Annotated in this window: 10 protein-coding genes; 9 read left to right on the top strand and 1 reads right to left on the bottom strand. The window is 64.5% G+C overall.

What is annotated here, in order from left to right; all coding sequences use genetic code 11:
• Window positions 1-107: 107 nt before the first annotated feature.
• The 3 genes from aroQ (at window position 108) to accC (ending at window position 2,498) form a co-directional block, all read left to right on the top strand.
• Window positions 108-563 (top strand): type II 3-dehydroquinate dehydratase, encoded by a 456-nt coding sequence (aroQ, locus tag V3314_RS06655; protein ID WP_003255330.1) that lies wholly within the window; start codon window positions 108-110, stop codon window positions 561-563.
• 100 nt (window positions 564-663) lie between these two features.
• The gene (gene accB / locus V3314_RS06650; protein ID WP_015268813.1) at window positions 664-1,125 is read left to right on the top strand and encodes an acetyl-CoA carboxylase biotin carboxyl carrier protein; all 462 of its coding nucleotides are present in this window, start codon (window positions 664-666) and stop codon (window positions 1,123-1,125) included.
• Between the two features lie 17 nt (window positions 1,126-1,142).
• Window positions 1,143-2,498 (top strand): acetyl-CoA carboxylase biotin carboxylase subunit, encoded by a 1,356-nt coding sequence (gene accC, locus V3314_RS06645; RefSeq protein ID WP_046615992.1) that lies wholly within the window; start codon window positions 1,143-1,145, stop codon window positions 2,496-2,498.
• Window positions 2,499-2,691: 193 nt separating this feature from the next.
• Here accC and V3314_RS06640 read toward each other — a convergent pair whose 3' ends face one another.
• The gene (locus tag V3314_RS06640) at window positions 2,692-4,545 is read right to left on the bottom strand and encodes a sigma-54-dependent Fis family transcriptional regulator (RefSeq protein ID WP_196188174.1); all 1,854 of its coding nucleotides are present in this window, start codon (window positions 4,543-4,545) and stop codon (window positions 2,692-2,694) included.
• 283 nt (window positions 4,546-4,828) lie between these two features.
• Between V3314_RS06640 and V3314_RS06635 the strand changes: the two genes are divergently transcribed.
• The 6 genes from V3314_RS06635 (at window position 4,829) to V3314_RS06610 (ending at window position 12,123) form a co-directional block, all read left to right on the top strand.
• Window positions 4,829-5,884, top strand: a complete 1,056-nt coding sequence (locus tag V3314_RS06635; RefSeq protein WP_338460044.1) for an NAD(+)/NADH kinase — start codon at window positions 4,829-4,831, stop codon at window positions 5,882-5,884.
• A 22-nt stretch (window positions 5,885-5,906) separates the two neighbouring features.
• On the top strand, window positions 5,907-6,884 hold the full coding sequence (locus tag V3314_RS06630) for a thiamine pyrophosphate-dependent dehydrogenase E1 component subunit alpha (RefSeq protein WP_046616001.1): 978 nt from the start codon (window positions 5,907-5,909) through the stop codon (window positions 6,882-6,884).
• Window positions 6,885-6,917: 33 nt separating this feature from the next.
• The gene (locus V3314_RS06625; protein ID WP_013970705.1) at window positions 6,918-7,940 is read left to right on the top strand and encodes an alpha-ketoacid dehydrogenase subunit beta; all 1,023 of its coding nucleotides are present in this window, start codon (window positions 6,918-6,920) and stop codon (window positions 7,938-7,940) included.
• A complete protein-coding gene (locus V3314_RS06620) occupies window positions 7,937-9,043 on the top strand; it encodes an acetoin dehydrogenase dihydrolipoyllysine-residue acetyltransferase subunit (protein WP_338460043.1) in 1,107 nt (368 codons plus the stop codon). The genes V3314_RS06625 and V3314_RS06620 overlap by 4 nt, the downstream gene beginning before the upstream one ends.
• 52 nt (window positions 9,044-9,095) lie before the next feature.
• On the top strand, window positions 9,096-10,160 hold the full coding sequence (locus tag V3314_RS06615) for a 2,3-butanediol dehydrogenase (protein WP_230384949.1): 1,065 nt from the start codon (window positions 9,096-9,098) through the stop codon (window positions 10,158-10,160).
• Window positions 10,161-10,389: 229 nt separating this feature from the next.
• Window positions 10,390-12,123: a C13 family peptidase gene (locus V3314_RS06610; protein WP_046616000.1), complete on the top strand. Its 1,734-nt coding sequence runs from the start codon at window positions 10,390-10,392 to the stop codon at window positions 12,121-12,123.
• Window positions 12,124-12,137: the final 14 nt, after the last annotated feature.

The raw sequence follows: 12,137 nt of genomic DNA, 5'->3' as shown, positions 1-12,137 counted from the left end.
CCTCGGACATCGTGCTGGCTATTGCCGGGAACTGGACACTTGCCGTCGCTTTACGGCACACTCGCCGCGCTGTGTCGAATTGCCCTACAAATCCAAGGAATCCGCAGATGGCAACGCTACTGGTGCTCCACGGCCCCAATCTCAACCTGCTCGGTACCCGCGAGCCTGGCCATTACGGCGCCGTGACCCTGGCCCAGATCAACCAGGACCTGGAGCAACGTGCCCGCGCCGCAGGCCACCATCTGCAGTACCTGCAGAGCAACGCCGAATACGAACTGATCGACCGCATTCACGCCGCACGCAACGAGGGTGTGGACTTCATCCTGATCAATCCGGCTGCTTTCACCCACACAAGCGTCGCATTACGTGACGCATTGCTTGCGGTGAGCATCCCATTCATCGAAGTGCACCTGTCCAACGTGCACAAACGCGAACCGTTCCGCCACCACTCCTACTTTTCCGATGTTGCCGTAGGGGTGATTTGCGGTCTGGGCGCCAGCGGTTATCGCCTGGCTCTGGAGTCTGCGCTGGAACAACTGGCTGCCAACGCACAGCCCAAATGATGAAAACCCTGGCCTCGGTGGGCCAGGGTTCGAGAGAAACGTTTCAGATACGTTTTTTTGTATTTCGCCCCCTGACCGAACCTTTGGGAGTTGATGATTAATGGATATCCGTAAAGTCAAGAAACTGATCGAGCTGCTGGAAGAGTCTGGCATCGACGAACTGGAGATCAAGGAAGGCGAAGAGTCGGTCCGTATCAGCCGTCACAGCAAGACCCCAGCTGCCCAGCAGTACTTCGCACCGGCTCCGGTAGCCGCTGCCCCTGTTGCTGCCCCAGTCGCCGCTGCCGCTCCGGCCGCCGAAGCCGCTGCCGCTGCCCCGGCCCTGAAAGGCACCGTGATCCGCTCGCCGATGGTAGGTACCTTCTACCGCAAGCCTTCGCCGACCTCACCGAACTTCGCTGAAGTTGGCCAGACCGTGAAGAAAGGCGACACCCTGTGCATCGTCGAAGCCATGAAGATGATGAACCACATCGAAGCCGATGTTGGCGGTGTCATCGATGCCATCCTGGTAGAAGACGGCCAGCCGGTTGAGTTCGACCAGCCGCTGTTCACCGTCGTTTGAATCGCGGAGAGCCAACGATGTCTGGGAAGCTCGAAAAAGTCCTGATCGCCAACCGCGGGGAAATTGCCCTGCGGATCCTGCGTGCCTGCAAAGAGCTGGGCATCAAGACCGTCGCAGTGCACTCCACTGCCGACCGTGAACTGATGCACCTGGGCCTGGCAGACGAGTCGGTCTGCATCGGCCCTGCATCGTCCAAGGATTCCTACCTGCATATCCCGGCGATCATCGCTGCCGCCGAAGTGACCGGCGCCACCGCGATCCACCCGGGCTACGGCTTCCTGGCGGAAAACGCCGATTTCGCCGAGCAGGTGGAAAAATCCGGTTTCGCCTTCATCGGCCCGAAAGCCGACACCATTCGCCTGATGGGCGACAAGGTTTCGGCCAAGGACGCGATGATCAAGTCGGGCGTACCGACCGTGCCGGGCTCCGATGGCCCGCTGCCGGAAGATGAAGAAGTCGCCCTGGCGATTGCTCGTGACGTCGGCTACCCAGTGATCATCAAGGCCGCCGGTGGCGGTGGTGGTCGCGGCATGCGCGTGGTGCACAAGGAAGAGGACCTGATTGCCTCGGCCAAGCTCACCCGTACCGAAGCCGGTGCAGCCTTCGGCAACCCGATGGTCTACCTGGAGAAGTTTCTGACCAACCCACGCCACGTGGAAGTACAGGTACTGTCCGACGGCCAAGGCAACGCCATCCACCTGGGTGACCGTGACTGCTCGCTGCAGCGCCGACACCAGAAGGTACTGGAAGAAGCGCCAGCCCCGGGCATCGACGAAAAAGCCCGTCAGGAAGTGTTCAAGCGCTGCGTCGATGCGTGCATCGAGATCGGCTACCGTGGTGCGGGTACTTTCGAGTTCCTGTACGAAAACGGCCGCTTCTACTTCATCGAGATGAACACCCGCGTGCAGGTTGAGCACCCGGTGTCGGAGATGGTGACCGGTATCGACATCGTCAAGGAGATGCTGAGCATCGCCGCTGGCAACAAGCTGTCGTTCCGCCAGGAAGACGTGGTCATTCGTGGCCATGCGCTGGAATGCCGTATCAACGCCGAAGACCCGAAGAAGTTCATCCCGAGCCCAGGCAAGGTGAAGCACTTCCACGCCCCGGGCGGCAACGGCGTGCGTGTGGATTCGCACCTGTACAGCGGTTACTCGGTTCCGCCGAACTACGACTCGCTGATTGGCAAGCTGATCACCTACGGCAAGGACCGCGACGAAGCCATGGCGCGCATGCGCAATGCCCTGGACGAGATCGTCGTCGACGGCATCAAGACCAACATCCCGCTGCACCGCGACCTGGTGCGTGATGAAGGTTTCTGCAAAGGCGGCGTCAACATTCACTACCTCGAGCACAAACTGGCCAGCCAGGAGTGATCGCGTAGTGTGATGTACCGAAAACCCCGGACTTGTTCCGGGGTTTTTTATTGCCTGGGGGATCCTGGGGCCGCTTTGCGGCCCATCGCGACACAAGGCCGCTCCCACAGGGTTTTGCAAGGCCTCAAGGTTGACGCTGTACCTGTGGGAGCGGCCTTGTGTCGCGAAAGGGGCGCAACGCGCCCCCTGGGCCCTACCCCTTCATCCGCGGCATCTCGATGTGGTGCTCATGAACCCGCCGGTACAAGGTCGCCCGCGATATCCCCAATGCTCGCGCCGCATCGGCCGGCTTCCAGCGATGGCGGATTAGCGCATCCAGCAGCAACTGCCGGGCCGGACAGGACATGCTGCTTTCAGCCGACGCGACTACCTCGCCACGCACTTCCTGCGGCAGGTCCTGCACCTGCACCCGCCCGCCCTCGCTCACCGCACAGGCATAGCGCAGCACCTGCCGCAGCTGGCGCAAGTTCCCAGGCCAGCGGTAAACCAGCAGCGCCTGCAGCGCATCATCCGCCAACACCGCCTCGACCCCGCAGGCCTCGGCCTCCTCGGCCAGCAACTGGTGAATCAACCCCAAGCGGTCCTCACGCTCGCGCAGTGGCGGCAACTCGAAGCGGGCATTGGCCAGGCGGAAGTACAGGTCCTCACGAAAACGCCCATCCTCCACCATCGCTGCCAAATCGCGGTGGGTCGCGCAAATCACCTGGATATCCACCCGCTCCCGCCGCGCCGCGCCCAGCGGCGCCACTTCACCTTCGGCCAGCACGCGCAGCAACCGGGTTTGCAGGTTCAGCGGCATGTCACCGATTTCGTCGAGGAACAGCGTGCCGCCATCGGCCTGCTGCAACAGCCCCTGCATGCCTTTGCTGGAAGCCCCGGTGAAGGCCCCGGCCACATAACCGAACAGCTCGCTCTCGATCAGGCTCTCCGGAATGGCCGCGCAGTTCAGGGTGACGAACGGGCCATCGCGACGCTGGCTTTGCTGATGCAGCTGGCGGGCGAACACCTCTTTGCCAGCCCCTGTCTCGCCTTGCACAAGCACCGCCAGGTTGCAGTCCTTGACCCGCGTGGCCAGGCGCAGATGCTGCTCGATGCGGGCGTCCTGGGCCTGGCGCAACGGCTGCGCACGCTGGCGCTGGCGGGGTGCGCTGACCCGGCCGTACAGCCCACCCAGGCCCGGCAGGCGTTGAGCAGACGATGCGTTCACGCGGCGCAGCTGGTCCATGTCGAACAGCTCGCCAATGTGCTCGGGCAAACGCCCCAGGTGCGCCACCAGCCGCTGGCGCGCCAGGCTGTTGATCGCCTGCAGGCGGCCATCGCCATCCCAAGCCAGCAGGTAGTCGGGCTGGCTTTCCACATAGCCCGGCGTGCCATGGGCACGCATCACCCAATGGCCCTGGGCACTGTGCATGAAGAAGGCGTTCTCGATCTCGCGGGCGGTCTGCTCGACCAATTGGCGGATCAGGTGCTGGCTGCGGCGGTCATCCGGCGACTGCAAGGCCGAGACATCCACCACGCCCAGCAACTCGCCCAACGGGTCGAACACCGGAGCCGCCGTACAGGTCAGGCCAATGAACGCAGCGCGGAAGTGGTCGCGCTTGTGCACCGTGACCGGGGCCTTGCTGGTCAACACTGCCGCCACGCCGCAGGTGCCCTCCTCGCCCTCCGACCAGCAGGTGCCCAGATACAGCCCGGCCTTGCGGCAGTCGTTGCGGATGGCCGACTCGACCCGGTAATCGATGGTGCGCCCCAAGGCATCGGTGAGCAGCACGCAGTAGTCGGCACCGCGCACCCGCTCATGCAGGCGGGCCACTGCATCGCTGGCGATACGCAGGAACAGTTCGGCGCGCTCGCGGCATTCGTTGAGCAGGCTTTGGGACAGGATGCGCGGCCCCTGCTGGGACCCGGGGTCGAGGCGGTACAGCTCCATGGAGCGGCGCCATGAATCGAGGATCAGCGTTGGCACCGGCGCCTGCGGCAGGCGGTCGGCATTCTTCAGCACCCTGCTGACGCAGTCGACATGGGCTCGGGAGTTCGCGGCAAGCATTCAGGCCCTCCGGTTCTCGTTGCTGTTTTTATCGTTGTCCGGCCATTAAGCGCTTCCGGGCAGGCCCCGACAAGCACTGCGTGATTACCGGCCGGCTTGAGACGCAGCGTCTCAGCGTCTCGGCAACGTAGACCCCAGGCTGGCACCGGGCGTCTCGCCAGCCCAACCATCAGCCTCCGCCGAAGCGCAAGAAAACCTCTCTATTGCGGGCACTTCAGCCAATTCAGAAGAAGCTGGCACCGCGCTTGCTCCTGCCATGGCAAACAAGAATACGAGGTGCGCCATGCCGCTACCCGCCCCGACCGTCGGGATCATTGCCAACCCTGCCTCTGGCCGCGACCTGCGCCGCCTGACTGCCAACGCCGGGCTCTATTCGAGCACCGACAAGGCCTCGGCGATCCAGCGCTTGCTCGCTGCCTTTGGTGCCACCGGCATCGGCCAGGTGCTGCTGCCCAGTGACATGACCGGCATTGCCGCCGCCGTGCTCAAGGCCAGCCAGGGCCCGGCAGCCCGTGACCAGCACTGGCCGGCCATCGAAATAATCGACCTGCCGCTGACCCAGACCGTTGCCGATACCCGCCTGGCCACCCGCCGCATGGTCGAGCGAGGTGTGGCGATGATCGCCGTGCTCGGCGGCGACGGCACCCACAAGGCAGTTGCCGCCGAGGCCGGTGACGTACCGCTGCTGACGTTGTCCACCGGCACCAACAATGCCTTCCCCGAACTGCGCGAGGCCACCAGCGCCGGCCTGGCCGGTGGCCTGCTTGCCAGCGGCCGGGTACCGGCCAGCATCGGCCTGCGCCGCAACAAGCGCCTGCTGGTGAAGGTGCCCGAACAACAGCTTGCCGAATGGGCCCTGGTGGAGGTGGCGGTGTCGCCCCAGCGTTTCATCGGCGCTCGGGCACTGAGCCGCAGCGAGGACCTTTGTGAAGTCTTCGCCTGTTTCGCCGAACCCCATGCCATTGGCCTGTCGGCCCTGTGCGGCCTGTGGTGCCCGGTCTCGCGCCAGGACCCGCACGGCGCCTGGGTACGCCTGAACCCCAGGGCCGAACAAGCCCTGCTCGCCCCCCTGGCACCCGGCCTGCTGCAAGGCTGCGGCATCACCGCCAGTGGCCCGCTGACGCCCGGCGTAGCCCATCGCCTGAGCCTGGCCAGCGGCACCCTGGCGCTGGACGGCGAGCGCGAAATCGAATTCGCCGAACACGACACACCCACCATCATCCTCGATCACCAAGGCCCGTTGAGCGTGGATGTCGAGGCCGTGCTGGTGCATGCCGCCCGCCATCACCTGCTGGCCGTACCGCGCGGCCACCGGTTGCACCCTGCAAACCCGTGTTGAGACAACCCTGGAGAACAACAAGATGTCCAATCAACTCAGTAACGAACAATTGCTGCATGCCTATGAAGTGATGCGCACCATCCGCGCCTTCGAAGAACGCCTGCACGTGGAGTTCGCCACCGGCGAGATCCCCGGCTTCGTCCACCTGTATGCCGGCGAAGAGGCTTCCGCTGCCGGGGTAATGGCCCACCTGCGCGACAGCGACTGCATCGCCTCGACCCACCGCGGTCATGGCCACTGCATCGCCAAGGGAGTGGACGTGTACGGCATGATGGCCGAGATCTACGGCAAAAGGACCGGCGTGTGCGGTGGCAAGGGCGGCTCGATGCATATCGCCGACCTGGAAAAAGGCATGCTCGGCGCCAACGGCATCGTCGGTGCCGGTGCACCGCTGGTGGCCGGGGCCGGGCTGGCGGCCAAGATCAAGGGCAGCGACGATGTGTCGGTGGCCTTCTTCGGCGATGGCGCCTCCAACGAAGGCGCCGTGTTCGAGGCCATGAACATGGCCTCGATCATGAACCTGCCATGCATCTTCGTGGCCGAGAACAACGGCTACGCCGAAGCTACCGCCTCGACCTGGTCGGTTGCCTGCGACCATATCGCCGACCGCGCGGCCGGGTTCGGCATGCCCGGTGTCACCATCGACGGTTTCGACTTCTTTGCCGTATACGAGGCCGCCGGCGCTGCCATCGAACGAGCACGTTCCGGGCAAGGCCCATCGCTGATAGAGGTCAAGCTCAGCCGCTACTACGGCCATTTCGAAGGCGATGCACAAACCTACCGCGCCCCGGACGAAGTGAAGAACCTGCGCGAATCCCGCGACTGCCTGATGCAGTTCCGCAACAAGACCACCCGCGCCGGCCTGCTCACGGCTGCGCAACTGGATGCCATCGACGCCCGCGTCGAAGACCTGATCGAAGACGCCGTGCGCCGCGCCAAGTCCGATCCCAAGCCACAGCCCGCCGACCTGCTCACCGACGTCTACGTCGCCTACCCCTGAGCCGCGGATTACAAGAACAACAGGAGAATCACCATGGCAAGAAAGATCAGCTACCAGCAGGCCATCAACGAAGCCCTGGCCCAGGAAATGCGCCGCGACAACACGGTGTTCATCATTGGCGAAGACGTTGCCGGCGGCGCCGGTGCCCCCGGCGAGGATGACGCCTGGGGTGGCGTGCTGGGCGTAACCAAGGGCCTTTATCACCAGTTCCCGGGGCGCGTGCTCGACGCTCCGCTGTCGGAAATCGGCTACGTCGGCGCCGCCGTTGGTGCTGCCACCCAGGGCCTGCGCCCGGTGTGCGAGCTGATGTTCGTCGACTTCGCCGGCTGCTGTCTGGACCAGATCCTCAACCAGGCCGCCAAGTTCCGCTACATGTTCGGCGGCAAGGCGGTCACCCCGTTGGTGATGCGCACCATGTACGGCGCTGGCCTGCGTGCGGCGGCCCAGCACTCGCAGATGCTCACCTCGCTGTGGACACACATTCCTGGCCTGAAGGTGGTCTGCCCGTCCTCGCCGTACGATGCCAAGGGCCTGTTGATACAGGCGATTCGCGACAACGACCCGGTGATCTTCTGCGAGCACAAGCTGCTGTACAGCATGCAAGGCGAGGTGCCGGAAGAGGTTTACACCGTGCCGTTTGGCGAAGCCAACTTCCTGCGTGATGGTGACGACGTGACTCTGGTCACCTATGGCCGCATGGTGCATGTGGCGCTGGAAGCAGCCAACAACCTGGCCCGCCAGGGTATCGACTGCGAGGTGCTGGACCTGCGCACCACCAGCCCGCTGGACGAGGACAGCATCCTGGAAAGCGTGGAAAAGACCGGCCGCCTGGTGGTTATCGACGAAGCCAACCCGCGTTGCTCCATGGCCACCGACATCAGCGCGCTGGTGGCACAGAAGGCCTTCGGCGCGCTCAAGGGCCCGATAGAAATGGTCACCGCCCCGCATACTCCTGTGCCGTTCTCCGATGCCTTGGAAGACCTGTACATCCCTGACGCGGCGAAGATCGAGGCTGCGGTACGCAAAGTGATCGAAGCCGCAAGGAGTGCCGCATGAGCCAGATCCATACCCTGACCATGCCCAAGTGGGGCCTGTCGATGACCGAGGGCCGGGTGGATACCTGGCTGAAACAGGAAGGTGACGAAATCAACAAGGGTGACGAGGTGCTGGATGTCGAGACCGACAAGATCAGCAGCAGTGTCGAAGCCCCGTTCAGCGGTGTGTTGCGCCGCCAGGTGGCCAGGCCTGATGAAACCCTGCCGGTCGGTGCCCTGCTGGCAGTAGTGGTGGAAGGCGAAGCCGAAGAGGCTGAAATCGATGCCGTGGTGCAGCGCTTCCAGGCCGAGTTCGTCGCCGAGGGTGGCGCCGACCAGGCTCAGGGGCCGGCCCCTCAGAAGGCGCAAGTGGGGGGCCATCTGCTGCGCTGGTTCGAGCTGGGCGAAGGTGGCACGCCACTGGTTTTGGTGCACGGCTTTGGTGGCGATCTCAACAACTGGCTGTTCAACCACCCGGCGCTGGCTGCCGAGCGACGTGTGATCGCCCTCGACCTGCCTGGCCATGGCGAGTCGGCCAAGACCCTGCAACAGGGCGACCTGGACGAGTTGAGCGAAACAGTGCTGGCCCTGCTCGACCACCTGGACATCGCCAAGGCCCACCTGGCCGGCCACTCCATGGGCGGCGCGGTCAGCCTGAACGTGGCGCGCCTGGCGCCGCAGCGGGTTGCCAGCCTGAGCCTGGTGGCCAGTGCCGGGCTGGGCGAGGCAATCAACGGGCAGTACCTGAAAGGCTTCGTCGCTGCCGCCAATCGCAATGCCCTCAAACCGCAGATGGTGCAGCTGTTTGCCGACCCGGCACTCGTCACCCGGCAGATGCTGGAGGACATGCTCAAGTTCAAGCGCCTGGAAGGTGTGGACGAGGCGCTGCGCCTGTTGGCATCGGCCATCGCCGACGGCGACCGACAGCGCCATGACCTGCGCGGGGTGCTGGGGCAGCACCCGGCACTGGTGGTGTGGGGTGGCAAGGACGCGATCATTCCGGCCAGCCATGCCGAAGGGCTGGAGGCTGAAGTGCTGGTGCTGCCTGAGGCCGGCCACATGGTGCAGATGGAGGCGGCCGAACAGGTCAACCAGCAACTGCTCGCGTTCCTGCGCAAGCACTAAGCCCTTTCCGTGAGCCTGGAGAAAAGCAATGAACGACCTGAGCCACACCCACATGCGTGCTGCCGTCTGGCATGGCCGCAATGATATTCGCGTCGAACAGGTGCCCCTGCCGGCCGACCCTGCGCCAGGATGGGTGCAGATCAAGGTGGACTGGTGCGGTATCTGCGGCTCCGACCTGCACGAATACGTCGCCGGTCCGGTATTCATCCCCGTGGAAGCACCACACCCGCTGACCGGCATACAGGGTCAGTGCATCCTCGGCCACGAATTCTGCGGCCAGATCGCCAAGCTGGGTGAAGGCGTGGAAGGTTTTGCCGTCGGTGACCCGGTGGCTGCGGACGCCTGCCAGCATTGCGGCACCTGCTACTACTGCACCCACGGCCTGTACAACATCTGCGAGCGCCTGGCCTTCACCGGCCTGATGAACAACGGCGCCTTTGCCGAACTGGTCAACGTGCCCGCCAACCTGCTGTACCGGCTGCCGCAGGGTTTCCCGGCAGAGGCCGGGGCACTGATCGAGCCGCTCGCGGTGGGCATGCATGCGGTAAAGAAGGCCGGTAGCCTGCTTGGCCAGACAGTGGTGGTGGTCGGCGCCGGCACAATCGGCTTGTGCACCATCATGTGTGCCAAGGCGGCTGGCGCGGCGCAGGTGATCGCACTGGAGATGTCCTCGGCACGCAAGGCCAAGGCCAAGGAAGTTGGCGCCAGCGTGGTGCTGGACCCCGGCCAGTGCGACGCCCTGGCGGAAATCCGCAAGCTGACTGCTGGGCTGGGGGCGGACGTGAGCTTTGAATGCATCGGCAACAAGCACACGGCCAAGCTGGCCATCGACACCATCCGCAAGGCGGGCAAGTGCGTACTGGTGGGCATTTTCGAAGAACCCAGCGAGTTCAACTTCTTCGAACTGGTGTCCACCGAAAAGCAGGTGCTGGGGGCGTTGGCCTACAACGGCGAGTTTGCCGATGTCATTGCCTTCATCGCTGACGGCAGGCTGGATATTCGCCCGCTGGTGACAGGGCGGATCGGGCTGGAGCAGATTGTCGAGCTGGGCTTCGAGGAGCTGGTCAACAACAAGGAGGAGAACGTGAAAATCATCGTTTCGCCGGGCGTGCGCTGATTGCACCTCAAAGGCGACACGGAACCTGTGGGAGCGGGCGTGCCCGCGAATCAGGCGACGCGGTGCCTGGCACCGGCTTCGCCGGTGTTCGCGGGCACGCCCGCTCCCACAGGTTCCGTGCCAGCTTTTGGATGCAGTGCAGGCTCGCGAGCTGCGCCAGCACCTGCGTTCGCTGTTTCAGGATCCCATTCTGCGTCATACTCGGCAGACCTATTGCCCGGTTCTCGCCATGCGTTCACTGCTCCCCATCACCCTGGTCCTGCTGCTTGCCGCCTGCGGCGATGGCGAATCGCTGCTCCCGCCGGACGCGCGCCTGCCTGACGGTGGGCGGTACCGGGGGCAGGTGGTCGATGGCCTGCTGCAAGGCGAGGGCCGGATCGACTATCCCAACGGCAGCTGGTACGCCGGTACCTTCAAGGACGGTCAATGGCACGGCCAGGGCGAATGGCACGGCCGCAACGGCGAGGTGTATCGCGGCCAGTTCGCCGCAGGGCTGTTCCAGGGGCTGGGTGAGCTGACCACCCCGGGCAGCCACTATGCCGGCACCTTCAGCCACGGCCGCCGCGACGGCGAAGGCACCCTCAAGCAAGCCGACCAGACTTACCGCGGCCAATTCAAGGACGACCTGTACGAAGGCGCCGGCGAGCTGGAACTGGCCGACGGCAGCCGTTACCAGGGCCTGTTCGCCAAGGGCAAGCCCAACGGTGCCGGGGTGCGCAGCGATGCCAGCGGCAACCAGTTCAGCGGCCACTTCATCAACGGCCAACTGGAAGGCAGCGGCACCTATGACAGCGTCGACGGCGAGCAGTACATCGGCGAGTTCAAGGACAACCGCCTGGAAGGCCGTGGCCGCTACGAAAATGCCGATGGTGATGTGTGGATCGGCGAATTCAAGGACGGCTCACTGGTCGGCGAAGGCGAACTGCTGGGCAGCGATGGCAGCCACTACAAGGGTACCTTCGCCGACTGGCGCCTGTCGGGCCAGGGCAGCCTGCAACTGGCCGACGGCAGCAAGTACATCGGCGGCTTCCTCAACGATGCCTACCACGGCCAGGGCCGGCTGATCCTGGCCAACGGCAAGGTCGAAAGCGGTACCTGGAGCAACGGCGTGCGCGTACGCGACCAGAACGGCAAACTGTTGCCCGACCCGCTGGACCTGGCTTTGCTCAACCAGGGCCGTTTGCTGGACGAAGCGCTGGCCCGGGTACCGCGTTCGGCGCCATCAGTCCAGCTTTACAGCCTGGTGGTGGGCGGCGATGGCCAGCAGAGCGTGTTCATGCGCGAAGCCGACTACGTCAGCAACATGCTCAAGGTGCGCTTTGGTGCCCGTGGCCAGGTGACCTTGGTCAACCACCGCGACCACATGACCACCCGCCCCATGGCCACGCGTGAAAACCTGACCCGCGCCGCCCGCACCCTGGCCGAGCGCAGCGGCCCCGAAGACCTGGTGTTCATCTACCTCACCAGCCATGGCAGCCACGACCACCAGCTGGTGTTCGACCAGCCGCGCCTGCAGCTGGCCGACCTGTCCGCCGACGAACTGGCCAGCGCCCTGGCACCGCTGAAGAACCGCGACAAGGTCATTGTCATATCCGCGTGCTATTCAGGGGGCTACATAGCCCCGCTCAAGGATGAGCGCACGCTGATCATGACCGCTGCCCGGGCCGACCGCGTGTCCTTCGGTTGCTCGGAAGAAGCCGATTTCACCTACTTCGGCGATGCCCTGTTCGCCGAAGCGCTGAACCAGACCGACGACCTGAAACAGGCGTTTGAACTGGCGCGCGCCAGCGTTGCCGAAAGAGAACAAAGGGAAGGTTTCGAGGCCTCCGAACCGCAGCTGTGGGCGCCGCCGAGCGTGCTTGAGCACTGGCAGCACCTGCGCCGGCAACAGGCCGAAGAAGCATTGCGTAACGCCGCACAGGCCAATGTGGGGGAACAGGCGCAAACGCCCCGCAGCCACTAAGCTTGTGTGTAACA

The organism is Pseudomonas sp. TE3-3-F2023 (genome assembly GCF_036784815.1).
Lineage (GTDB): Bacteria > Pseudomonadota > Gammaproteobacteria > Pseudomonadales > Pseudomonadaceae > Aquipseudomonas > Aquipseudomonas pudica.
This window is presented reverse-complemented; position numbering and strand designations above follow the sequence as displayed.

What these genes read in the sequence shown, in the direction of transcription:
- aroQ (WP_003255330.1), top strand. Translation starts at nt 108, where the DNA reads ATGGCAACGCTACTGGTGCTCCACGGCCCCAATCTCAACCTGCTCGGT.
- accB (WP_015268813.1), top strand. Translation starts at nt 664, where the DNA reads ATGGATATCCGTAAAGTCAAGAAACTGATCGAGCTGCTGGAAGAGTCT.
- accC (WP_046615992.1), top strand. Translation starts at nt 1,143, where the DNA reads ATGTCTGGGAAGCTCGAAAAAGTCCTGATCGCCAACCGCGGGGAAATT.
- V3314_RS06640 (WP_196188174.1), bottom strand. Translation starts at nt 4,545, where the DNA reads ATGCTTGCCGCGAACTCCCGAGCCCATGTCGACTGCGTCAGCAGGGTG.
- V3314_RS06635 (WP_338460044.1), top strand. Translation starts at nt 4,829, where the DNA reads ATGCCGCTACCCGCCCCGACCGTCGGGATCATTGCCAACCCTGCCTCT.
- V3314_RS06630 (WP_046616001.1), top strand. Translation starts at nt 5,907, where the DNA reads ATGTCCAATCAACTCAGTAACGAACAATTGCTGCATGCCTATGAAGTG.
- V3314_RS06625 (WP_013970705.1), top strand. Translation starts at nt 6,918, where the DNA reads ATGGCAAGAAAGATCAGCTACCAGCAGGCCATCAACGAAGCCCTGGCC.
- V3314_RS06620 (WP_338460043.1), top strand. Translation starts at nt 7,937, where the DNA reads ATGAGCCAGATCCATACCCTGACCATGCCCAAGTGGGGCCTGTCGATG.
- V3314_RS06615 (WP_230384949.1), top strand. Translation starts at nt 9,096, where the DNA reads ATGCGTGCTGCCGTCTGGCATGGCCGCAATGATATTCGCGTCGAACAG.
- V3314_RS06610 (WP_046616000.1), top strand. Translation starts at nt 10,390, where the DNA reads ATGCGTTCACTGCTCCCCATCACCCTGGTCCTGCTGCTTGCCGCCTGC.